A 21,096-nucleotide genomic window follows, 5' to 3' on the forward strand; every position below is an offset into this window, starting at 1 on the left:
GCCACGCAGCGAGGAGAATGTGACATGACAAACACGGAATTCGAACTAGGTGGCGTGTGCCACCTGGCGCTGGTGTGCCAGGACATGGAGCGCACCGTCGACTTCTACACCAACGTCCTGGGCATGAAGCTGTCCATGACGCTCTCCCTGCCCGGCGGCGGCCAGCACTTCTTCTTCGACATGGGCGGCGGCCAGTTCATCGCGTTCTTCTGGTTCGCCGACGCTGCCCCGCACGCCCCCGGTATCGCGGCGCCCGCGGCCATCCCCGGTATCGGCAAGGAGATCGCGTCGGCGCACGGCTCGATGAACCACGTCTCGTTCAAGATCCCGCTCGACAAGTTCGACGAGTACAAGGCCAAGCTCGAGGCCAAGGGTGTGCAGACCGGACCGATGCTCAACCACGACAAGTCCGAGCGCGGGATCAGCCTCCAGGACAGCGACTCCACGTTCGTGAAGTCGATCTACTTCTTCGACCCGGACGGCATTCTGCTCGAGTTCGCGGCGTGGACACGTGAGCTGCGCGAGGACGACGTCGCGCACGCGCCCCGGACCGCGGACGGCGGCCTCGGCGCTCCGGTTGGGGCTGCTGCCAAGTGAGTGAGATGCTCGCGCTCGCAGACAAGATGTTCACCGCCCTCAGCCGAGGCGATGTCGCCGTCCTCGACGAGATCTATCACGCGGACGTGAAGATCTGGCACAACTGGGACAACGCCGAGCAGTCCCGTGAGGACAACCTCCGCATCCTCTCGGGCATCCCCACCCGCTACGACGACTTCGGCTACGACGAAGCCCGCTGTACCGCCCTCGAGGACGGCTTTGTGCGTCAGCACGTCATCCGGGCGACTATCGGGGACAAGACCGTCAACGTCCCCACGATCTTCCGGGTGTTCGTCGACGGCGGCAAGGTCCGCCGCATCGAGGAATACCTGGACGCCGGCCAACTTCGCAAGGTCTTTGCCTGAATAGAGACGTGATCAAGAGAAACAGCCCCGCCGATCGATTCGATCGGCGGGGCTGTTTCCGTGCCTTATCTTGCCGCGCAGGAAGATTCGTTCTATCCCGAGATCACAGGAAGAACGCAGCGACCTCGTCCACCGCCTGGGTCAGTGCGGCGGCGATCTCCTCGCGGGTCACGTCGGACATCCGACTCTTGGGCGTGGAGACGTTCAACGTGTAGCGCGCCCCACCGTACTCGCCGAGCGAGACCGCCACCGACGCGACTTCGTCCTCGGACTCCTCGTCGCTCGTGGCGAACCCGACCTGGCGGACCTCCGCGAGCCGGCGCAGTAGAACCGACCGCTTGGTGATCGAGTGCGAGGTCAGGCCCCCCGTCAACTTCTCCTTGGGGTAGAGCTCGCGCACCACACTGTCGTCCAGCGTGGCGAGCAGGGCCTTGCCCGACGATGTGCAGTGCGCAGGCATCGTCATGCCCATGCGGGATCCCACGCGCACCGCCCGAGCACTCTCGACCGAGTCCACGAAGGTCACCGTGTTCCCGTCGAGACGGGCCAGGTGGACCGTCTCGCCGAGGCTGGCCGAGAGCCGCTCGAGGACCGGGTGCACGCGCGCCCGAACGTCGGTCTGGCGCAGGACCGCGAACGCTATCGTGGTCAGCGCCGGACCCGGCTCGTAAGCCCGCGAGCCCTCGACCTGACGAACGAAACCGCGGTACTGGAGCATCGCCAGCAGCCGGTGCGCAGTCGACGAAGCCACCGAGAGATACTCGCTCACCTCGGTCAGCCGGATGCTGCGACGATCGCCGAGCAGCAGCAGGATCCGAAGCGCATTGTCGACAGACTCGATCGGGTACTGCGGACGATTCGGAGGTGCATCTTCCTTTGCAGTCACGCAGGTAGGGTAACGGCCGGGGTGCGCAACTCGTTCTTTGTGACCTTGCCCGAGGCGTTTCGCGGCAGCGCATCAACGATCACGAGGTCGGTCGGCAGCTTGTAACGGGCCAACCTCTCCCCCGCCCAGGTTCGCAACTCCTCGATGGTCAGATCCGCCGCGCCCTGCTTCAGCGCGACCACCGCGACGGGGGTCTCGCCCCAAGTCGCGTGGGCCCTGCCGATCACGGCAACCTCGGCGATGTCGGGGTGCCCGGCCAGCGCATTCTCGACCTCGGCGCAGTAGATGTTCTCGCCGCCGGAGATGATCATGTCCTTCGCGCGGTCCACGACATAGATGAAGCCTTCGTCGTCCATCCGCACCAGGTCACCGGAGTGGAACCAGCCACCGGCGAACGCCTGTGCCGTCGCCTCCGGATTGTTCCAGTACCCGGACATGAGCCCCTGGCCGCGGTAGACGATCTCCCCGACCTCACCGGGCTGCACATCCACCATGTCGGGGTCGACGATTCGGGCCCAGACCCCGGGCACCGGGCGCCCGACGGAGCCGAGCTTGCGGCGTGAGTCCTTGGCCTCCAGCACGCACGTCACCGGGGACATCTCGGTCTGCCCGAAGAGCGCGAGGCTCGCCGCGCCCGGCAGAACCTCGCCCATCTTGCGGAGCAGGGTGTCGCTGGCCGGCGCCGCACCCCAGGAGCTGACACGGAGCCTGGACAGGTCGCGCGGCACCCGCTCCTGCTCGTCGCAGACCGCCTGCCACTGAGTGGGTACGAGGAACGTCGACGTGACCCGCTCGCGCTCCGCGACGTCGAGGAGGGCGCCCGCGTCGAAGGAGGCGCTGGGCATGACGACCATCGTGGCGCCCATCAGGATCGCCGGCGCCACCAGGCCGAGGGTGCCGATGTGGAACAGCGGCGCGGCGCAGAGGCTGACCTCGTCGTGCATTTCGAAGCGGAACGCCATCACGTTCGTGGCCGCCTGCGCGGCCAGGTTGCGATGCGTCAGCACGGCGCCCTTGGGTCGTCCGGTGGTGCCCGAGGTGTACATGAGCAGTGCGGGCTCCGACTCCTCGGTCACGGCGATCGCGGCGCGCGAACCGGGGTGGGCGACGAGGACGTCGTACGGCGTAACGCCGTCAGCACTCTCGTCGATGCCCTCACCGAGCTGGAAGACCAGGACCTGGCCCGCGGCCTCCGCGGACGCGGCGATTCCGGTGGCGCTCGTCTGCTCGTCCACGAAGAGGATGGCGGAACCGCTGTCGTCGAGCGTGAACGCCACCTCGCCGACGCTCAGCCGGAAGTTGATCGGCACGGCAATCGCGCCGATGCGGTTCGCGGCAATCATGATCTCGAAGTACTCGGCCTGGTTGCCCATCAGCAACGCGATCCGGTCCCCACGACCAACACCACGCTCGGCGAGTGCGGAGGACACGGCCACCACGCGCTGTTGGAGCTGCGCCCAGGTGATCCGGCGGTCGCCGAAGACAATCGCCGTCAAATCACCGCGTTCGAACGCATGCCGGTCAACCTGGTTGACCCAGTGCTGCTTTCGAGCGAATTCCAGCTCTTCCATCTCGCCACTCATCGTCACCACTGTTCCTTGGGGAAACGCTCGGCGATCCAGTCGCACATGACCTCGGCGACCTTCTCGCGGGCGCCGGCCGGCTCGACGAAGTAGTGATCGCCCGGCAGGTCCTTGCGCTGCTTGTCGGTGCTGGCGATGGCGTTGTACAGCGCGTCCGCATCGCTGGGGAACACACCCGTGTCACCGTCGGGGTTGATGACGAACGCCGGCACGGTGATCTTCTCCATGTGCATTTCCGCGCGGCACTGGGACTCTTCGAGACTCCACATGTGCAGCCAGTTCCGCAGCGTGCTCCCGGCGCCGATGCCGCGGTCGCCGCGGTTTGCCACAGCGGTCGAGCCGCGGTAGCACTCGCCCGCAGGCCGATTGGTCGGCTCCATCGTCGCGTCGACCATGCGGGGGTCCGCCCAGGTACGCGGAACACCGAAGTGCCGGTCGAAGTAGCCGGCGGCGGTGACCCGGGCGAGCTCTTCCCTGGCCCAGGCGGTGATCCGGTGGTTGCGAGCAACCTGCGCAGCACGGTATCGCTCGATGAACTCCTCGGAGTACGGCGGGCCGTTCTCGGGGTTGAACAGGTCGAGTTCGGGGTCGGTCAGCGTCGGGTCGTTCTCGTCGACGACGGCTGCGTCCAGCCACGAGGTCAGCACATCAGGCCGGCCGCCGTGCGCGGCGAGGGAGATGTAGGCGTCACCGGGGATGAGCTCATTGATGCCCACTGCCGGTTCCATGTCACGGGCGGGGCGGATACACGGCTCGACGGCTTGCGCCTGGTAAGCCGCCATCAGCGACCCGCCGCCGGAATTGCCGAGCAGGATAACCTGATCCACACCTGCATGTTCCTTCAACCAGCGGACGCCCACGCCGATGTCGACCAGGGCCTGGTCGAGATTGAAGAGCTCCTCGTAGCCGCGGTAGCGGGTGTTCCAGCCCAGGAATCCAACACCGCGCTCAGCCATGAACTCGGCGACGTAATGCTCCGAGAAATCAATCTGGTAATGCGTAGCGATCATCGCGATGCGCGGCTTCTTGCCGGCCGGCGTGTAGTAGATCCCCTGGCACGGATAGCCGCCGGCCCCCGCGCGCTTCGCACCCGGTGACTCGCTGCTGACGAATTCCTTGTGGACGTTCGGGCTGGTGGTAGCGCCGGTCATGGTTAGACAACCTCGTATTCATTGAGACTTGCGTATTTCTTCAGGTGCGTAAACATCAAATCGACCCGTTCGAGGACGATGGGATCCGTCAGCCGGCCCTGCTCGTCAAAGTGATTGGGCGCGAAACTGAGAAGAATCTCGGGTCCCGGCAACACCGGGGACCGAGAGAAGACGAAGGTGTGACGCAGTTCGAACTGGCTGCGCGCTGTGCCGAGGCGGCCGGGGGTGGCGCCCATGAGCGCCACCGGCTTGCGCTCGAGCACCGATTGGCCCAGTGGCAGCGAAAGCCAGTCGAGCGCGTTCTTCAGGACGCCGGGGATGCCGCCGTTGTATTCCGGCGTCGCAATCAGCAGGGCATCAGCAGCTTCGACCTCGGCGCGCAGCGCGTGGACGCTCTCTGCCTCGTTACCGAAATCATCTTCGTTGAGCATCGGGATCTCGCCCAGCAGCTTCGTGATCCGCACGTCGACGTCGGCGGGCGCCATTGCCGCGGCCGCCTCGATGAGTTTGCGGTTCCACGAGTCCGCGCGGAGGCTGCCTGCAATCGCGCAGATTACAAACTTTCCGTCTTTCATCATGCAGCTCCTAGATAGGCCGCGACGACAGCTTCGTCGCGGATAACCTCGGCGGGCTTGCCGAGGGCGATTCGTTGACCGAAGTTGAGGACGCAGACGCGGTTCGAGATGCCCATGACCATCTTCATGTCGTGCTCAACGAGCAGGATGGCCACGCCCAGGTCTCGGTTCACCTGCACGATGGTCTCGGTCATCTCGGCGGTCTCGTCGTGGTTCATACCCGCGACGGGCTCATCGAGCATGATCAGCCGCGGTTCCATCGCCAGCGCTCGCGCCAACTCGATGCGCTTCTGCGTGCCGTGCGGCAGCGATCCGACGGGGGTGTCGGCCAGATGCTCGATCTGCATCAGGGCCGCGACCTCGCGAACCTTCTCCTTCGCGGCCTTCTCCTCGCGCGCAGAGCGGCCCAGCCACAGCATGTTCTCCAGGGCCCCCGCGCGCATCGCGTTGTGCCGCGAGAGCAACAGGTTGTCCAGCACCGTCATGGCCGGGAAGACCTCCACGTTCTGGAAGGTCCGGGCGATGCCCTTCTTCGCGATCTTGTGTGCCGGCAACCCGAGGATCTCCGCGCCCGCGAAGCGCACCGAACCGGACTGCGGTGCGTACACGCCGGTGATGCAGTTGAACAACGAGGACTTGCCCGCGCCGTTCGGACCGATTACGGAGAACAGCTCGCCCTCGGCGATCGAGAAGCTCACGCCATCAATGGCTTTCACACCGGAAAAACTCAGGGAAAGGTCCTCGACCTCCAACAGGTCGGCACGCGTCTCAGACATGCTGGATCGCTCCTTCGGTTTCGATTCCCGTGGCCGGCGCTGTGGGCGCAGACTCGGCTGCGCCCACGGCCGCCGCGCCCAGGTAGAGCTCTGCGATTTCCGCGTCGCCGCGCAGGTCCTCCGCCTTGCCCTCCTTGACCACGCGGCCGCCTTCGAGGACATATCCGTATTGGGCAATCGCCATAGCCATTGCCGCGTTCTGCTCGACGAGCAGGATGGATGTGCCTTCCTTGTTGATGTCGACGATCACGTCGCGGACATCCTCGACGATCTTCGGCGCCAAACCGAGGCTCGGCTCGTCGAGCAGGAGCACCTTCGGCTGGGACATCATCGCCCGCCCGATCGCGAGCATCTGCTGCTCGCCGCCCGAGAGGTAACCGGCCTTGCGCGCCATCAGGTCGCCCAGACGCGGGAAGTGGTGCAGCACCCGCTCCCGCGCCTCGAGTTCCTGGGCCTTGCGATAGCGCCGGACGTAGCCGCCGCTCGCGAGGTTCTCGGCCACGGTCAGGCCGGGGAACACCTGCCGGCCCTCGAGCGCCTGCGCGAGCCCCGCCTTGACGCGCTTCGACGAGCGCTCGTTGGTGACGTCTTTACCCAGCAGTTCGACCTTGCCCGCGGCGACGACGCCGCCGTGCACGCCGAGCAGACCCGAGACCGCGCGCATCAGCGTCGACTTGCCGGCACCGTTGGGCCCGAGGAGGCTGACGATCTCGCCCTGGGGAACCGTGAGGCTCACGTCCTCGAGCGCCAGCGAGGCTGCACCGTACCGGACGCTGAGGCTGTCGATGACCAGCGAGTTCATTTGCTACCTCCGGAGATTCGGGCTCGGATCCAGTCGACAGGTCGTTTGGAGAGTGCGACCAAACCCTTGGGCTCGAAGATGAGGACCAGCACGATCACGAGGCCGTACAGGAACTGTGAGAGCAGGGGCGCCGTGATGCCGCCGTCGGCGCTCGCGTCCTTCGAGACGAACGGAAGGTACGGCGAGACCACGTTGACCATCTCAGGCATCGCCTTGATGAAGAATGCGCCGAGGATCGCGCCCGCGACCGAGCCCATACCGCCGATGACGACCATGGCGATGAAGTCGACAGAGACCATCATCGTCCACTGGCTCGGCGTGAAGTAGCCCATGTAGGAGACCAGCAGCGCGCCGGAAACACCGGCGAGGGCCGAGGAGATGACGAAGGCGACGACCTTGGTCCTGGTCACAGGAATCCCGGCCACGCCTGCGGCGATGTCCCGATCTCGGACCGCCATGAAGGCGCGACCGAGCCGCGAGCGCTTGAGGTTCCAGGTCAGCACGGTGACGACGAGCAGCACTGCCAGCGCGAAGTACCACCAAGCCTGGAACGAGGTCAGGATCTCCTCGCCTCCCGACGACCAGTAACCGTCCAGCAAGTCCTGCCCATTGATCTCGACCGCAGGGGCCGTCCGACCATTGACACCACCGCTCATACTGGTCCAGGTCTCCCAGACGTACGTGCCGATGAAAATCAGGGCCAACGTCGCAACCGCCAGGTAGAGCCCGCGGATGCGCACTGCTGCAGGAGCGACCACCCCACCGGCGAGTCCGGCAACCACAGCGGCTGCGGGCAACCACAGCCAGACCGGCAGTCCCTCATCGACTCCCAGCCAGGCTGCGGTGTAAGCACCGATCGCCATGAATACCGCGTGGCCCATCGAGATCTGACCGGCAAATCCGGTGATGACCTGCATGCCGAGGGCGCCGACTGCCGCAATCAGCGCGAAGATTCCGACGCCCATCCAGAGGTCGGACTGCACGACCCACGGCACCAGCAGCATCGCCACGACCCACACCGCAACCCACACACGCGTGCTTCGCTTCTTGGTCCGCACGACGTCGGCCGGACCACCTGCGGTGTCATCGTCGATGGGTGCGGGTTCGAGAGTTGTTGTCATCGGTCAGACCCTTTCAACGCTTTTACTGCCGAAGAGTCCGTACGGTCGGACCACCAGCACGGCGAACATGACGATGTACGGCAGGACCTCGTGCAGTCGGCCGCCCCCGATGTCCGACAGGTAGTAGGACCCCATCACCTGAATCAGGCCGACGATCAGACCTCCGACGATCGCGCCGACCAGCGAGTCCATGCCACCGATCACGATCGCGGGGATGGCCAGCAGCGCCACGATGCCCAAGGACGGCGAGACCACCCGGGGGAAGGACGCCAGGAAGACGCCGGCCACCACGGCGAGGAAGGCCGCGAGTCCCCATGAGAGGGCGAACATCCGCCGTACGTCGATTCCCTGTGCGAGCGCCGCCTCCTGATGACTGGCGGTCGCGCGGAGCGCCAGTCCGTACGGGGTCTTCTGGAAGAAGTAGGCCAGTCCAGCGAGGACCACAACGGAGGTGCCGATCGTCACGATGCCACTCCAAGGCAGCACCACGGAGCCGACATTCACTGTGCCCGAGCCGACGGGGCCCGCCGAGCCGTGTGTGCCGACGCCCCAGATCATCAGGATCGCCTGGTGAAGCATGATCGAGATGCCCAGTGTCGCGAGCACGACGGTGGTCACGGATTTGCCGACCATGCGTCGGAGGAAGACCGCCTCGATCAGGACCCCCAGGACCACGACGATGACGGCCGCGATGACGAACGCCAGCCCCCAGGGCATGAAGGCCATCAAGGCCAACACGGAGTAGGCGCCCAGCGCCACGATCTCGCCGTGGGCAAAGTTGAATGTGTGCGAGCCCTTGAACATGATCACGAACCCGAGGGCGATCAGTCCGTAGACCATTCCCAGGGCAATGCCCTGGAAGCCGAGCTGTAAGAAGAGCGACATTTCCCCTTCTACTCCTTTGGTCGAACATTGTGCGGCACTGGGGATCTAGACGAGTGGCGTGTAGTACTAGCGTGACGTCGAGGCGCCCGCCGTCCTGAGGAAGCGGGCACCTCGACGCTCGGCTAGAAGCCGTTCGCGGCTCCCCAGGCCTTCGCCTCGTCGGTGGCCTTGAAATCTGCGACCGGGATCATCATCCCGGCGGCATCGACCCGGTTCATCCGCGTCTCGTAGCTGACAATCGAGTCGCCATCCTGGAGGTTGACGGCAGGCAGGATGCCACCGAAATCGATCTCGAGGCCTTCCATCGCCGCCAGCACGCCGTCGCGGGTGAGGTCCTTGTTCTCACAGGCCTTTTCGAGCACTGCCTGGGTTGCCACGCCGCTGAGCCAGCCGACGACCTGGAAGTTGCTCGGCGCCTCGTTCGGCGCGTACTCGGCCAAGGCCGCCTTCATGTCCGCGATACCCGGGACTTCGTCAGCGAGCACGCCGTAACTGGCGGACACGTAGAAGTTGTCCAGCAGGCCCGCGAGCGGCTTGGCCAGCGCCGCGTTCCAGGCAGCCGAGTAGCCGACCCACTTGGGCTTGAAATCAAGCTGCGCCGACTGGCCGACGATGCTCGAGGTCTGAGCCATCGTGTTGCCGAGGATCACTACCTGAGCGCCGGACTTCTTCAGGTCGGCGACCTGAGCGGTGAAGTCGTTGTCCGTAGGGGTGTACGCAGGGCTGGCGACCACCTCCACTCCATCGATCTTGTCCGCGGCGAACTTGACGGCGTCGGCGTAGATCGCGCCGTACTCATCCGCGGGGGTGATCACAGCGACCTTCAGCGGGTTGGCGGCGCTGGCACCGGCCTCCTGCGCGGCCCAGACGAGGCCGTTGATCAGCTCCACCTCGAAGGGCGGCGTGTAGATGGAGACCTTGTCGAGCTTGATCGCGGCGGTGTTGAGCGAGGAGGCGAAGGTGGGCATGTTGTCCTTCGCGATGTTGTCCTTGATGGCCATCATCGCCGGCGTTCCAACCAGCTGCGGCATCATCACAACCTTGTTATTGATGGCGCGGTACTGCTGGGTGGCGACCTGAGGGTCGTACTTGGTGTCCATCTTGTGCAGGACGAGCTTGCGGTCGCAGACGCCACCGGCGGCGTTAACTGCGTCCACCTGCACCTGCATGCCTACCGTGGCCGAGGTGGCCGCCTGAGCAAGAGGACCGGAGTAGTCGGACAGCAGCGCCAGGTTGATCTCGGTGTCGGTCACACCGACGCCCATCTTGACGCCACCGGCACCCGTGGCGGCGCCGCTGTCGGACCCACCGCAAGCGGTGAGCGCGAGCATTGCGGCGACCGCGACAACCGGAACCGCCTTCCTTGAGACCATCTGAATACCCCTTTTTGGAATCTGTGACTTGACGCACATCGAATCAGCGCTCCAGTGCATTCAACAGCTCCACGGCCCTTCAGTCAACACCTGACTAGCGCTCGATAATCTCCAAACGCTACTGTTGCTACCTGCACATATCTGTCTACAATCCTCTGTGCAGAAAGGTTTTCTGCCAAACATGCAGGTTGTCGCCACGCGGGGAGAGTTCCGGAAATCGAGCAGCATGGTCGTCCGATTCAGTCCCGACGCCCGGGATCCACTCAGGGCAACCTCCGGTACTGCGCCGACAGGGCCCGGCCCCGGCGCGGAGGCCGAGCAGTCGCCCAGAGATCCGCGCGGGTACGTCGACGGACGACGGGCGACATGGTCAGCACACTTGGGTCGGATATGCCAAACACCTCCGGAGGCACCCGAGAACCGGGGCGCCAACGTCCCGCCCCTCGGCGAAGGGCGGCCGTCGACCGCCCCGCCGCGCACTTCCGAAGGTGTTTGCCAAGAATTAACTCAAATCGGATCGACCGGATGGCGTGGGATCCCCGACCGTCAGAAACCGTTTGTCTCGCCCCAGGCGCGAGCCTGATCGGTCTCGGCCCAGTCAGTGGTAGGGATCAGCAGGCCCTCGGCGTTGATGCTGTTCATCCGGCTCTGGTAGCTGACGACCGAGTCGCCGGTGCCGAGGTTGACTGCAGGCAGGATGCCACCGAAGTCGATGTCGAGATCCTTGACTGCGGCCAGCACGCCCTCGCGCGTGAGATCCTTGTTCTCGCAAGCCTTCTCCAGCACCGCCACGGTGGCGACGCCGCTCAACCAGCCGGCGACCTGGAAGTTGCTCGGCTTCTCGTTCGGCGCGTACTGCGCCAGAGCGGCATTCATATCCTTGATGCCCTGGACGTCATCGTTCAGTGCGCCGTAGCTGGCGGAGATGAAGTAGTTGTCGGTCAAGCCCGCAAGCGGCTTGGCCAGCGCAGCGTTCCAGGAGCCCGAGTAACCGACCCACATCGGCTTGAAACCGAGCTGGGCAGACTGGCCGATCAGGCCGGGGGTCTGGGCCATAGTGTTCGCCAGCAACACGACCTGGGCACCGGAGTTCTTCAGCTCGGTGGCCTGGGCGGTGAAGTCGTTGTCGGTGGGGCTGTACGTCGGGCTGGAGACGACTTCCACGCCGGGGATCTCCTTCGCGGCGAACTTGACCGCATCCGCGTACGCGGTGCCGTATTCGTCCGCGGCCGCGAAGACACCGACCTTGAGCGGGTTGGCGGCGCTGGCGCCGGCCTTCTGCGCAGCCCAGACGAGGCCGTTGATCAGTTCCACCTCGAAGGGCGGGGTGTAGATGGAGACATCCTCGAGCTTGAGCGCGGACGAGTTCAGCGAAGCTGAGTAGGTCAGGATGCCGTCCTTGGCGATGCTGTCCTTGATGGCCATCAGCTGGGCCGTGCCCATCACCTGCGGGATCATCACAACCTTGTTCGAGATGGCGCGGTACTGCTGGGTGGTGATCTGGGGGTCGAACTTGGTGTCCATCTTGTGCAGGACGATCTGGCGTCCGCAGACGCCACCAGCGGCATTGACCTGATCCAGCTTGATCTCCAGGCCGATCGAGCCGGAAGTTGCCGCCTGAGCGATCGGGCCGGAGTAGTCGGTCAGAATTCCGAGATTGATCTCGGAGTCGCTGACACCCTTCCCGGTCTTGACCCCGTCCGCACTTGCGGAGCCTTCACCGTCCGACCCGCCGCAAGCAGTCAAGGTGAGCATCGAGGCGATTGCGAGGGCCGGAACAGCCTTCCTCAACATCTTCAGTACGTCCCTTCGGGTTGTGATCTGACCCACACCGAACCGGCGGTCTTGAGCATTGAACAGGCATGCAGGCCGCCGAGTCAAGGACTTGACTAGCGATCGATAAGCCCAAATGCAATCGCTCAACCTGGACTGATACGCGCAAGTTTTCGTGTGCAGAGGAAATTTCTGCCGATGACACCGGTGCAGGACGCACGGGCAGGCAGACCACCTCAGCAACGAGGCTGAACCGAACTCGACGACAGTGCCGAGAGGGAGAACCGCAGGTGTGATAGAGCACGGGCCAACGGGCACGCCACCCGAGGCGCCTGGTCAAGCCGGGACACCTCGTGGCGCCAGGCGGCGCCGAGATTGAGAACAGCGCGAACCACCTCGTCCTGCACCGACGCGCCGGTGGACGTGAGGCCACGGCCGCGCGTGAGCACCACCGGCCGATCGCCCAGGGAATCGGCCACATCGCTGCCCGGGGCAGGGTTGTGAATCAAAGCGGCCCTGGGGAATACGGACCCTGGCATCCGGTTGACTGCGGGCGACAGCGGACGTGCCGGATGCTGGCCGGCCAACGCGTGACCCACATCCACCGATGTCGTCAAGGTACCTGACCATGATGCGGCGACCGAGACACCTGAACGTAATGCCTGGACTTGATGCTTCACGGGAGCGATCGCCCATCCAACGCGTAATTCCGCAGGACAGAACCCAGGATCTCGTTGTCTCCCTTGAGATCCAGGATCTCCCTGACGGGAGCCGATCTGGAGTTGCTCGGTCCACTCCTCACGACTCGGGGCCGATGCCGAGTTTCGGGCCGATGGCCTGGCAGGCGGAATGGAGGACCGCTACTTGTCGAGGTGGTCGAGGGTGCTCATTGACGCGCTTGCCGCGGCCTCTGCACGCTCTTCTCGGATACGCCCGCTTCTCGGGAAGGCGGGCGTATCGATTCCTATGATGTGGGCATGTTCGAGTTCATTCTCTGGGGCTCCACTGGGCTCATCGTGGCAGGGCTCCTCACATTCTGGTGGCGTCAAGATGCCCGAGAACGCAAGGAGGCCGAGCTCTTCAAGCGGTGGGCCAACGCGACGGTCTGGAACAGCGATCCATCGGCGAAGATCGTGGTGATATCTCGGACGGTCGAGGATGGCGCCTCGCTCAGCGACGGCGTCGTGGAGATCGAAGCGAGATTGACCGCAGACTCGCCCGTAGTCGCGGAAGCGGGCTGGTATCTCCTCATCACGGGTTGGACGGATGCTCGAGACCGTGCGAAACGAGGCGAACCCATCGCGTTCGGGCCCGCTGAGATCCTCGACTCATTCCCACCCCACACGCCTGAGCTCGTAGATCGACTGAGGGGGCGAGGGGATCGACCACCTCGCATCGCGAGCCGACTGCTCGGGCTCAGGGGACTCTAGGGCGTATCTCCTACTGCGGTGAGCCAGAGCATGATGGCTCCGAGGCGGCTCCGCCGCGGTATGTGAGAGCGAGTTTGTCGCAGCGGCTGGCGAGCACGCGCCATTGTTTGGTCCTTGCCCCACGTGCCATCGCCCGAGCAACGGCTGTGCCGCTTCCACAACGTCTGCCACGGGCCGAACGATCGAGGCACATCCCGCGAGGGAGCGCCCACTCGATAGCGCCAGACGATGCCCTCCACGACACGACGGTAATCGCGGAACGGGTGGCCCCGCAACCCTGCCGACGACGGCAGCAGCAGGATCCGGCCCCACTGGACATCCGTCGAGACAGACTCGCGACTCGCTCGAGAGTCATCGCGCGAACCATCACCGACATTTAGAAGACACACCTAGGCGGAGCACGCCGCATGGCACTCCGCAACCAATCTTCTCTTCCAGGAAGAAATTACCTCTGCTAACGTGCTCTACGTGATGCAGGTCTCTCTTGGTGATCAGGAGACCTACAGCAACCGAACTCCCAGTCTCAGTCTGAACGCGCGGTCAGGTCGAAAACACACCCCCGAAGGACGGTAATGAAGCGAACGAATCATCGGCGGGCACTTTCCGCCTTGGTCCTCATTTCGACTTGTGGGCTCATAGCCGCCGGATGTGCGTCCTCCGCCGGCTCATCTGACGGCAGCGACACGCCGAAACTCGTTAGGGCTCAGTTGATTGGCGAGCAGTCGCCCGAGGGAAACGCAAAGGAAAATGCAACTCTGACGTATGCATCGCATGCGCTCACCAATACTCTCGACCCGATCAAGGGCAGGACCTCCGCCTGGCTCGGCGGCACCGAAATGGCCGCAATTTACGACGTCCTGGTGCGGTGGGACCCAGAATCCGCAGGCATTGTTCCTCAGATGGCCGAGTCGATCACAGAGGCTCCCGACAGACTCTCGTGGACCGTCAAACTTCGTGACGGGGTCAAGTTCAGCAATGGCGACACCCTGGACGCGGCGGCCGTTGTTGCCAGCACCAATCGTATGACCGAGGGCAATGCAACGAACACCGACCAGTTCCGGACGAACGTGCGATCTATGGAGACGCCCGACCCCCGTACCGTGACCTACTACCTGAACAATCCGTGGAACGACTTTCCCACGCTCCTGACCTCCGGGTTCGGCATGATTACTCATCCGGACTCGTTCAAGGACGGGAAATTTGTCGAACCGATCGGCGCTGGCCCGTTCACCGTCAAATCTGTCAATCCCGGAGTCGAACTCGTTCTCGCGCCACGCGACGACTACTGGGGCGGGAAGCCGAAGATTGGCGGACTCAAGTTCGTAGACCTTCGCGGCGAGCAGCCAATGGTCGATGCGCTCAAGACGGGCGAGGTGCAGATGGCGTACCTCAGAGGGGGAGAGGCCATCGAGACGATGCGGGCCGAGTTCCCCGGATACTACGAGCCGGTAAGCATGGTAGACAACGGCGTTATCAATATCCGGGAAGGCCGTGCCGCCCACGATATCCGAGTCCGGCAGGCAATTGTGAAGGCGATCGACCCTGCCGTCATCAATCAACGCGCCAGGGACGGACTGAACTCGCCTGGACTCGAACTGTTCCAAGAGTGGTCCAACATGCACGGGTCGATCCCCGGTCCCACTCAGGACGTCGAGGCCGCCCGCAAGCTCGTCGATGAGGCCAAAGCAGATGGATACAACGGAAAATTGACGTTCGCATCGCTGACAGATCCGGCGTCGATCGATCTGGCGCTGGCGATGCAGTCCCTGCTCCAGAATGTCGGCTTCGAAGTCGAAATCCAGCCTAATGCGACTAAGAACGATATTGCCAAAGTATTTTATGTCACTCATGACTTCGACGTGAGTGTTGCTGGCACAGCGGTGCCCGACTCCGCCCCGCTCCTGCGGCTTCAAGGCTTGCTCACGACAGGATCCAGCCAAAACGTAAGTGGCTACAGCAATCCCAAGATGGATGACGTGATCTTTCAGATTCAGACTGCCGCCACCGAGGAGGAGCGCAGGACTGGATTCGAGGAGATGCAGACGATCCTCAACGAGGATGTGCCGATCGTGCCTTTGGGATCGGGCGCAAACTTCATCACCTGGGCACCAAACATCCATGACGCAAAGCCTGGTATGGATGGGCTGGTTCTCTTCGACAAGATCTGGATCTCGGACTAGGCAGTGCCCTTCTGACCTCGCGCCGCCCCCGACAACCTGACCACTCCCCCGCGGCGTCCACGTTGGGGGCGGCATGAGGCAGTGCCAGAGGGACCGACGCCCCAGCCGGGCGTCGGGGCCTAGTCACAGCGCCAGTGGGTGCGGCAAGCCCAGATCGACACCGGCCAACCCTTCCCTCGGCGTCACGACCGACGAACAGAAGCGGATCAGGAACCTCGAACATGAGGTTCGATATCCGGAGGAAACCAACGAGACTCTGAAGGCTGCCTGATGAGTTCGGGTGAGCGGTCGCCCTGGCACCGGCGGATTGACTAATCCGCCCCCAAGCACTTCATGCAAGGGGCGCCCCCGCGACGCCGGAAATCGGTACACCTCGATCTTCTTCTCGGAAACCCTTGTCTTGGAAGGGATTGCCGCGCCAATCGGCAGCATCGGTGATGCGTACGACAAACGCATCGGCCGAGTCCACGATCGGGTGTTCGAGATCGAGGCGATGGCGAAGAACAATCCCCCCATGACGGTCCGTTCAAGGATGAACCTTGTCGGCGTACATTGCTCGCGGTCGGCGCGGCCGCCGCAAGTGGAAATCATCAGAGGGCGGGAACATGACCAGCAGGGAGCTCAGTGAAGCCGATGCACGGGCGGTATACGCGCGCCTCGTGCCGATTGTCGAGATGGGCGGTGCGACTGTCGACCCGCGCGACGAGGAGCTGACCGTGCAGCTCCTGCAGGGCGCCATCACTCACGAGGAGATGGTGGCTGCGATTCTCGGCGAAACGAACATCGGCAAGTGAGTGATGACTCCGATCTCGGTGATGCTGGTCGGCGCGAGGATGTCGCGAACGTCCATCGAACCGAGGAACCCCGTCCTGTCGGGGGTGCGTACTACGGTCGCACCCGACGCTGACCAGCCGAGATATTCCCATGAAGGGACCGATACATGGCACTGCCTACCCTGACCCCTGAACAGCGCGCCCAGGCGCTCGAGAAGGCCGCCGCCTCACGCCGCGCCCGGGCCGCGCTCCGCGAGGAACTCAAGACCGGGAAGTCGACCTTCGCTGAGATCCTCGGCCGCGCCGGCACCGACGAGACCGTCAGCCGCGCCAAGGTGCTCTACATCCTCGAGTCGCTGCCGAAGATCGGGAAGGCCACCGCCCTCGAGATCATCACCAATCTCGGTATCTCCGAGACCCGCCGCATGGGTGGCCTGGGATCGAACCAGCGCGCTGAACTCCTCGAACGACTCGGCTGATCCGACGGCCGAAAGGCCTGCGAGCGATCGTCTCGCAGGCCTTTCGGGTATCGGCGCGCACCGGCTGGGGCAGTGCCGCACCGCAGGATCAGTGCCGACCGGTTGTACTGCCCAGGGACGCTGGTCAAAGGGAGCGTTCCTGCCGATGGCGGAGTGCTTTCGGAGGTGATTGAGGGTGCGGTTCGGACTCCGCTACGGCCGGCTGGATCGGTCGACCATGCCGGCCGCCCATCTCCTGATAGAGGACCGCCCATCGCTTGGCGATCGGCCAGGACACGTTGAAGTGTTCCGCGGCCGTGCTGATGGGCCAGCCCTCGTCAAACGATGCGGCGGGCGAGCAGCAGTCGCCCGCGTGGGGTCAGTGGTGCGTCAGCGTGGACCACGAAGGTCTCCTGTCGGTGCAGTGGGTGCCCAAACAGCTCCACTTCCGCGACAGGAGACCTTCCTCGTTCAACGACCGGCTACAGCCTGTCGACGCACTCGTTCAACCAACCTGACTGGGCAGTACGCCTAGTCGAGCCGGGACACCTCGTGGCGCCAAGCGGCGCCGATATTGAGACCAGCACCCAGGTTCGGCAGGTCCGCCAGATCCGCGGCACCGATCGGCACCAGCGTGCCGCCCGCCGAGACGATGGACAATGACAGCGAGGCGATCACGTCGACAGAGATAGCGCGAAGCACCGCCTCCTGCACCGACGCGCCGGTGGACGTGAGGCCATGGCCGCGCATGAGCACCACCGGCCGATCGCCCAGGGAATCGGCCACATCGTCGCCCAGGGCAGGGTTGTGAATCAAAGCGGCCCTGGGGAATACGGGCACTCCCCCGTGTGCGAGCACTGCTCCCGGGATGTCGTAGGCCCCGACGATGGGCAGGATGGGCAGCCCTGCGAGATCGGCGGCCACGACATTGTGCGGGTGCGCGTGAACCACAGAGGTGACATCCGGACGGCGCATGAGAATCCGGCTGTGCAGCGGCAACTCGTACGGCACGGTGTAGCCGCCGTCCAGTTCGCCGGCAGCACCCGGCTCACCGGTGAACCCCACCAGGCGGATGTCCTCGGGGGTGGTGTGCAGCAGCCCACGCTCCTGCGGCCCCCGACAGCGGATCAGCATCCGCGACTCGTCGATCCGGAAGCTGATGTGCCCCAAGATCCCCGGGGCCAGCTGCCGGGCGGCGAGCACGCGGCAGCCCTCGGCGACCAGCTCCCGGAGCTCGTCCAGTTCCCCGGGCCTCATGCCTGCACCGCCGTGCCGGCGAGCTGCGCGTGGACCTGGTCGGCCGGGCCGCCGGCCGCGATGGTGCGCCGCAGCTGGACCGAGGCCTTGGGCCAGTTCACGGTCAACCCGCCGCTGGCCCGCCCGTCCGCGTCCTGCCAGATCGCGGCAAGCCGGAAGGGCTCCGCCTGCTCCACGACGGCCGGGGTGCCCGTGATGTCACGGGTGCCGAACAGCTGGATCTTCCAGTCGTACTGGTCGCTCCAGACGTAGGCCACCGGGTCGTGCGGGACGGGGGCATCGGGCGCGAAGATGTTGCGCGCCACGCAGTTCGCCTGCTCCACCGCGTTGGTCCAGTGCTCGACGCGGGCCGCCTTCTCCTGTCGCGGCTGGTACCACCGGGCGATGTCGCCGACGGCGAAGATGTGCTCGGCGCCGGCCACACGGCCGAACTCGTCGCACTCCACGCCATCCTCCAGCGCCAGGCCCGAGGACTCCAGCCAGCGTGTGTTCAGTACCGCGCCGATACCGACGACGACGGCGTCCACGAGGACGCTCGCCCCGTCGGAGAGCTCGGCCCTGATGCCGCCCTCCACATGCTCGAGGGTATCGACCGTGGCACCGAAGCGCGTGTCCACCCCGTGCGTACGGTGCAGCTGCGAGAAGCGCTGGCCCAGTTCATCTCCCATCACTCGCGCCATGGGGGTGGGCGCCGGGTCGACGATCGTGACCTCGATGCCCTGTTTGCGGGCGAGGGAGGCGACCTCCGCGCCGATGAAACCCGCGCCGACGACCAGCAGGTGACTCGCGCCCAGCAGGCTCTCCCGCAGCGCGCGGGCGTCCGCGATGGTGCGCAGCACGTGCACGCCGGGGCCCGACCACGGCGCCGGCCGGGCGGCCGCGCCGGTCGCGATGACCAGCTCCTCGTAGTCGAGAACAACCCCGTCGCCCAGCACGACCTGCCTGTCCTGCGGACGCAACTCGACTGCGGCCCTGCCCAATACGAGCTCGATGTCGAGCTCGCGCGCCTCCTCCGCGGTGAGCAGCGGAACGTGTGCGTCGCCGTCGAGCGGGGCCTTGGACAGCGGCGGCTTGTCGTACGGCAGATGCGACTCGGCCTCGACCACCGTCACCTTGCCGGCGTAGCCCTCATTGCGCAGCGCCCGGGCCGTGCGGATACCGCCGACCGAGCCGCCGACGATGAGAACCCCGCCACTCACTCGTCCTCCAGCCAGAGGGCGTTGGCCGGGCAGCTCTTCGCCGCGGTCTCGACCCGCTGGCGGTCGGACTCGTCCACGCGGGTCTTGAGCAGCACCACGAGGCCGTCGTCGTCCATGTCGTAGACGTCGTCCGCCGCGACCACGCAGTTCGCGTAGCCCTGGCACAGTTCGAGGTTCGCCTTGAGAATTGCCATTTTGGGATCCTTCCTTCAGTAGGTCGCGCGGACCACGGCGTTCAGACTTTGATGCCCATACCGCCGTCCGAGTGGACGACACGGCCGGAGATGCCGCGCGACCGTTCGGAGGCGAGGAATACGTAGCTCCAGGCGTGGTCGAGGCCGTCGAGCGCGACGCCCAGCGGATTGCGGCCCGCGAGTTCCTTCGCCCGGTCCGGGCCGTCGAGCCGGTTTTCCGTCAGGCCCAGCGTCGCAAGCCCGCTCAGGTCGGTGCCCAGGGTGCCGCCGGGGGCGACGCCGTTGACGCGGATGTCCGGCGCCAGCTCGTACGCAAGGGTGGTGACCAGCCCGCGCACCGCGAACTTCGACGAGACATAGAGCGTGCCGCCGCGGCCCGGGTAGTACGCCGAGGTCGACTCGGTGAGCACGATGGAGCCGCCCGACTCGCGCAGCGCGGGTATCGCCGCCTTCACGCTGTGCAGGTGCGACTTGACGTTGACGGCGAACATCTCGTCGAACGCCTGGTCCAGCATGTCGGCGTCGATGCTCTCGAGCTTGCGGTAGAAGTCGAAGATGCCCACGCAGTTGACCAGGACGTCCAGCCCGCCGAAGCGGTCCACGACCGCCGACACCGCGGCGTTGTTGGCCGCCGCCTTGGTGGCGTCGCCCTGCACGACCTCGACCTCGGGGTGCTCGGCCGCGAGGGCCTCGCACTTGGCCGCGTCGAGTTCGAGCACACCGACGCTGGCCCCCTCCGCGAGGAAGGCGTCGACCACGCCGCGCCCGATGCCCGATCCGGCCCCGACGATCAGTGCGCGCTTGCCGTCGAGCCAGCCGGTCACGAGGCGTCCTCGGTGGCGATGAGCGACTGGAACGGCTTGCCGACCATGGCCGAGAGCGTCGTCTCGTTCTGCCAGGTCAGGGCCTCCAGCTCGAGCGCGTCCAGGGTGATCCACTGACCGGACTTCGGCGACTCGATGAGCAGCCGCGCGCCGTTGCGGGTGTGCACCTTCGAGATCCGCATGTCCGAGAACTCGTTCGCGATGACGATGGTCTCGCCGTCGCGCTGGTTCTGCAGGACACCGAGCCGCGAGTTGGCCCGGGCCGCCGCCGCGGCGTCCTCCGCCTCACCCTCCCAGGAGAGCTTCACAGGAACACCGCCAGGTTCTGCATGCGCAGCACCGACTCGTCGGCGGCGATGTGCCGGCGGGCGAGCCGCCAGACGCCGTCCTCGAGACGCAGCAGGTCGACACGGCCGACCGAGAGCAGCGAGGGCTCCAGCACGTCGCCGCGGCTGCGGAACAGCAGGACGGCCGACTCCACGACGAGCTCGTTCTCGTTCTCGGTCGCGAAGGTGCGGACATTGGACAAGTGGTGGCGCAGGCGCGAGGGGGGGTCCTCTGCCCAGGCGTGGCCGGTGTCGAAGCGCGCGACGCGGCGGCTCAGCGAGTACTTGTCCTCGTCGAAGTGCGCCATGTCCTTGGCCGTGTCATAGCCGGTGCCCAGCGCGGTGGTGACGCGGATCGGCATGAAGTAGTGGATGTCCTCGGCGAGGGTGTCCAGCCAGGCGTCATAGTCCTGCTGGTCCAGGAGGTAGGACTCTTCCACCAGCCAGCGATGCGCCGTCAGGTGCCGCTGGTCGTCGAACGCCAGCGAGGCACCCACGGCCGTCGTCGTCGACGCAGCCTGGCCCAGCGGGGAGCTGGCGGAATCGATGGGGATGTAGGTGCTCATGG

24 protein-coding genes are annotated in these 21,096 nt (G+C 65.3%); 7 read left to right on the forward strand and 17 right to left on the reverse strand.

Features of this window, described 5'->3' with window-relative positions:
* Positions 1 to 24 precede the first annotated feature (24 nt).
* Entirely contained in the window at positions 25 to 597 is a 573-nt protein-coding gene (locus DEU38_RS14030; RefSeq protein WP_114722033.1) for a VOC family protein, read from the forward strand.
* A gap of 5 nt (positions 598 to 602) precedes the next feature.
* Positions 603 to 962, forward strand: coding sequence for a nuclear transport factor 2 family protein (locus DEU38_RS14035; RefSeq protein WP_397484717.1), 360 nt, complete (start codon positions 603 to 605; stop codon positions 960 to 962).
* Positions 963 to 1,065: 103 nt separating this feature from the next.
* Here the strand turns inward: DEU38_RS14035 and DEU38_RS14040 are convergent, their stop codons facing one another.
* The 10 genes from DEU38_RS14040 to DEU38_RS14085 form a co-directional block, all read right to left on the reverse strand.
* Entirely contained in the window at positions 1,066 to 1,848 is a 783-nt protein-coding gene (locus DEU38_RS14040; protein WP_114722035.1) for an IclR family transcriptional regulator, read from the reverse strand.
* Positions 1,845 to 3,431: a long-chain-fatty-acid--CoA ligase gene (locus DEU38_RS14045; protein ID WP_258557891.1), complete on the reverse strand. Its 1,587-nt coding sequence runs from the start codon at positions 3,429 to 3,431 to the stop codon at positions 1,845 to 1,847. The genes DEU38_RS14040 and DEU38_RS14045 overlap by 4 nt, the downstream gene beginning before the upstream one ends.
* Positions 3,432 to 3,433: 2 nt before the next feature.
* A complete protein-coding gene (locus DEU38_RS14050) occupies positions 3,434 to 4,582 on the reverse strand; it encodes an alpha/beta hydrolase (protein ID WP_114722036.1) in 1,149 nt (382 codons plus the stop codon).
* Between the two features lie 2 nt (positions 4,583 to 4,584).
* Positions 4,585 to 5,160 (reverse strand): NADPH-dependent FMN reductase, encoded by a 576-nt coding sequence (locus DEU38_RS14055; RefSeq protein ID WP_114722037.1) that lies wholly within the window; start codon positions 5,158 to 5,160, stop codon positions 4,585 to 4,587.
* Positions 5,157 to 5,933, reverse strand: a complete 777-nt coding sequence (locus DEU38_RS14060) for an ABC transporter ATP-binding protein (RefSeq protein WP_114722038.1) — start codon at positions 5,931 to 5,933, stop codon at positions 5,157 to 5,159. Before DEU38_RS14060 ends, DEU38_RS14055 begins: the two co-directional genes overlap by 4 nt.
* A complete protein-coding gene (locus DEU38_RS14065) occupies positions 5,926 to 6,735 on the reverse strand; it encodes an ABC transporter ATP-binding protein (RefSeq protein ID WP_114722039.1) in 810 nt (269 codons plus the stop codon). Before DEU38_RS14065 ends, DEU38_RS14060 begins: the two co-directional genes overlap by 8 nt.
* Positions 6,732 to 7,856, reverse strand: coding sequence for a branched-chain amino acid ABC transporter permease (locus tag DEU38_RS14070; protein ID WP_114722040.1), 1,125 nt, complete (start codon positions 7,854 to 7,856; stop codon positions 6,732 to 6,734). The genes DEU38_RS14065 and DEU38_RS14070 overlap by 4 nt, the downstream gene beginning before the upstream one ends.
* 3 nt (positions 7,857 to 7,859) lie before the next feature.
* Positions 7,860 to 8,741: a branched-chain amino acid ABC transporter permease gene (locus DEU38_RS14075; RefSeq protein ID WP_114722041.1), complete on the reverse strand. Its 882-nt coding sequence runs from the start codon at positions 8,739 to 8,741 to the stop codon at positions 7,860 to 7,862.
* Positions 8,742 to 8,863: 122 nt separating this feature from the next.
* Entirely contained in the window at positions 8,864 to 10,072 is a 1,209-nt protein-coding gene (locus DEU38_RS14080) for an ABC transporter substrate-binding protein (protein WP_181818777.1), read from the reverse strand.
* Between the two features lie 588 nt (positions 10,073 to 10,660).
* Positions 10,661 to 12,037: an ABC transporter substrate-binding protein gene (locus tag DEU38_RS14085; protein WP_147283509.1), complete on the reverse strand. Its 1,377-nt coding sequence runs from the start codon at positions 12,035 to 12,037 to the stop codon at positions 10,661 to 10,663.
* A gap of 827 nt (positions 12,038 to 12,864) precedes the next feature.
* Between DEU38_RS14085 and DEU38_RS14090 the strand changes: the two genes are divergently transcribed.
* Positions 12,865 to 13,317 carry a hypothetical protein gene (locus tag DEU38_RS14090; RefSeq protein ID WP_114722044.1) on the forward strand — a complete coding sequence of 151 codons (453 nt, stop codon included), beginning with the start codon at positions 12,865 to 12,867 and terminating at the stop codon, positions 13,315 to 13,317.
* On the opposite strand, the gene DEU38_RS29810 is transcribed toward DEU38_RS14090, so the two are convergent.
* Positions 13,314 to 13,706: a transposase gene (locus tag DEU38_RS29810; protein WP_181818778.1), complete on the reverse strand. Its 393-nt coding sequence runs from the start codon at positions 13,704 to 13,706 to the stop codon at positions 13,314 to 13,316. The genes DEU38_RS14090 and DEU38_RS29810 overlap by 4 nt on opposite strands.
* A 183-nt stretch (positions 13,707 to 13,889) precedes the next feature.
* Here DEU38_RS29810 and DEU38_RS14100 point away from each other — a divergent pair, with 183 nt between their 5' ends.
* From DEU38_RS14100 to mihF, 4 genes are all read left to right on the forward strand, one after another.
* Positions 13,890 to 15,497, forward strand: a complete 1,608-nt coding sequence (locus DEU38_RS14100; protein WP_114722045.1) for an ABC transporter substrate-binding protein — start codon at positions 13,890 to 13,892, stop codon at positions 15,495 to 15,497.
* Positions 15,498 to 15,777: 280 nt separating this feature from the next.
* Positions 15,778 to 16,125 (forward strand): hypothetical protein, encoded by a 348-nt coding sequence (locus DEU38_RS14105; protein WP_147283510.1) that lies wholly within the window; start codon positions 15,778 to 15,780, stop codon positions 16,123 to 16,125.
* Complete coding sequence (locus DEU38_RS28065; RefSeq protein ID WP_147283511.1) at positions 16,103 to 16,291, forward strand: hypothetical protein; 189 nt, start codon at positions 16,103 to 16,105, stop codon at positions 16,289 to 16,291. The genes DEU38_RS14105 and DEU38_RS28065 overlap by 23 nt, the downstream gene beginning before the upstream one ends.
* 146 nt (positions 16,292 to 16,437) lie before the next feature.
* Positions 16,438 to 16,749, forward strand: coding sequence for an integration host factor, actinobacterial type (gene mihF / locus DEU38_RS14110; protein ID WP_114722047.1), 312 nt, complete (start codon positions 16,438 to 16,440; stop codon positions 16,747 to 16,749).
* Between the two features lie 510 nt (positions 16,750 to 17,259).
* Here mihF and DEU38_RS14120 read toward each other — a convergent pair.
* Genes DEU38_RS14120 through DEU38_RS14140 form a run of 6 tightly spaced genes read right to left on the reverse strand, consistent with a single transcriptional unit; the run spans position 17,260 to position 21,094 of the window.
* Positions 17,260 to 17,985, reverse strand: coding sequence for a class II aldolase/adducin family protein (locus DEU38_RS14120; RefSeq protein ID WP_114722049.1), 726 nt, complete (start codon positions 17,983 to 17,985; stop codon positions 17,260 to 17,262).
* Complete coding sequence (locus DEU38_RS14125; RefSeq protein ID WP_181818779.1) at positions 17,982 to 19,184, reverse strand: NAD(P)/FAD-dependent oxidoreductase; 1,203 nt, start codon at positions 19,182 to 19,184, stop codon at positions 17,982 to 17,984. Before DEU38_RS14125 ends, DEU38_RS14120 begins: the two co-directional genes overlap by 4 nt.
* Positions 19,181 to 19,378, reverse strand: a complete 198-nt coding sequence (locus DEU38_RS28470; protein WP_031940479.1) for a ferredoxin — start codon at positions 19,376 to 19,378, stop codon at positions 19,181 to 19,183. Before DEU38_RS28470 ends, DEU38_RS14125 begins: the two co-directional genes overlap by 4 nt.
* Positions 19,379 to 19,419: 41 nt before the next feature.
* On the reverse strand, positions 19,420 to 20,202 hold the full coding sequence (gene hcaB / locus DEU38_RS14130; RefSeq protein WP_031940480.1) for a 3-(cis-5,6-dihydroxycyclohexa-1,3-dien-1-yl)propanoate dehydrogenase: 783 nt from the start codon (positions 20,200 to 20,202) through the stop codon (positions 19,420 to 19,422).
* Positions 20,199 to 20,510 (reverse strand): hypothetical protein, encoded by a 312-nt coding sequence (locus DEU38_RS14135; RefSeq protein ID WP_114722051.1) that lies wholly within the window; start codon positions 20,508 to 20,510, stop codon positions 20,199 to 20,201. The genes hcaB and DEU38_RS14135 overlap by 4 nt, the downstream gene beginning before the upstream one ends.
* Positions 20,507 to 21,094: a 3-phenylpropionate/cinnamic acid dioxygenase subunit beta gene (locus tag DEU38_RS14140; protein WP_114722052.1), complete on the reverse strand. Its 588-nt coding sequence runs from the start codon at positions 21,092 to 21,094 to the stop codon at positions 20,507 to 20,509. The genes DEU38_RS14135 and DEU38_RS14140 overlap by 4 nt, the downstream gene beginning before the upstream one ends.
* Positions 21,095 to 21,096: the final 2 nt, after the last annotated feature.

The sequence above is a fragment of the Rhodococcus sp. AG1013 genome, assembly GCF_003350365.1.
GTDB lineage: Bacteria > Actinomycetota > Actinomycetes > Mycobacteriales > Mycobacteriaceae > Prescottella.

Bases quoted from the DNA above. Each gene is read 5' to 3' on its own strand.
- DEU38_RS14060 (WP_114722038.1), bottom strand. From the start codon at position 5,933: ATGTCTGAGACGCGTGCCGACCTGTTGGAGGTCGAGGACCTTTCCCTG.
- DEU38_RS14065 (WP_114722039.1), bottom strand. From the start codon at position 6,735: ATGAACTCGCTGGTCATCGACAGCCTCAGCGTCCGGTACGGTGCAGCC.
- DEU38_RS14050 (WP_114722036.1), bottom strand. From the start codon at position 4,582: ATGACCGGCGCTACCACCAGCCCGAACGTCCACAAGGAATTCGTCAGC.
- DEU38_RS14035 (WP_397484717.1), top strand. From the start codon at position 603: ATGCTCGCGCTCGCAGACAAGATGTTCACCGCCCTCAGCCGAGGCGAT.
- DEU38_RS28470 (WP_031940479.1), bottom strand. From the start codon at position 19,378: ATGGCAATTCTCAAGGCGAACCTCGAACTGTGCCAGGGCTACGCGAAC.
- DEU38_RS14140 (WP_114722052.1), bottom strand. From the start codon at position 21,094: ATGAGCACCTACATCCCCATCGATTCCGCCAGCTCCCCGCTGGGCCAG.
- DEU38_RS28065 (WP_147283511.1), top strand. From the start codon at position 16,103: ATGACCAGCAGGGAGCTCAGTGAAGCCGATGCACGGGCGGTATACGCG.
- DEU38_RS14090 (WP_114722044.1), top strand. From the start codon at position 12,865: ATGTTCGAGTTCATTCTCTGGGGCTCCACTGGGCTCATCGTGGCAGGG.
- DEU38_RS14055 (WP_114722037.1), bottom strand. From the start codon at position 5,160: ATGATGAAAGACGGAAAGTTTGTAATCTGCGCGATTGCAGGCAGCCTC.
- DEU38_RS14070 (WP_114722040.1), bottom strand. From the start codon at position 7,856: ATGACAACAACTCTCGAACCCGCACCCATCGACGATGACACCGCAGGT.
- mihF (WP_114722047.1), top strand. From the start codon at position 16,438: ATGGCACTGCCTACCCTGACCCCTGAACAGCGCGCCCAGGCGCTCGAG.
- DEU38_RS14100 (WP_114722045.1), top strand. From the start codon at position 13,890: ATGAAGCGAACGAATCATCGGCGGGCACTTTCCGCCTTGGTCCTCATT.
- DEU38_RS14045 (WP_258557891.1), bottom strand. From the start codon at position 3,431: ATGAGTGGCGAGATGGAAGAGCTGGAATTCGCTCGAAAGCAGCACTGG.
- DEU38_RS14075 (WP_114722041.1), bottom strand. From the start codon at position 8,741: ATGTCGCTCTTCTTACAGCTCGGCTTCCAGGGCATTGCCCTGGGAATG.
- DEU38_RS14080 (WP_181818777.1), bottom strand. From the start codon at position 10,072: ATGCTCGCGCTCACCGCTTGCGGTGGGTCCGACAGCGGCGCCGCCACG.
- DEU38_RS14120 (WP_114722049.1), bottom strand. From the start codon at position 17,985: ATGAGGCCCGGGGAACTGGACGAGCTCCGGGAGCTGGTCGCCGAGGGC.
- DEU38_RS14030 (WP_114722033.1), top strand. From the start codon at position 25: ATGACAAACACGGAATTCGAACTAGGTGGCGTGTGCCACCTGGCGCTG.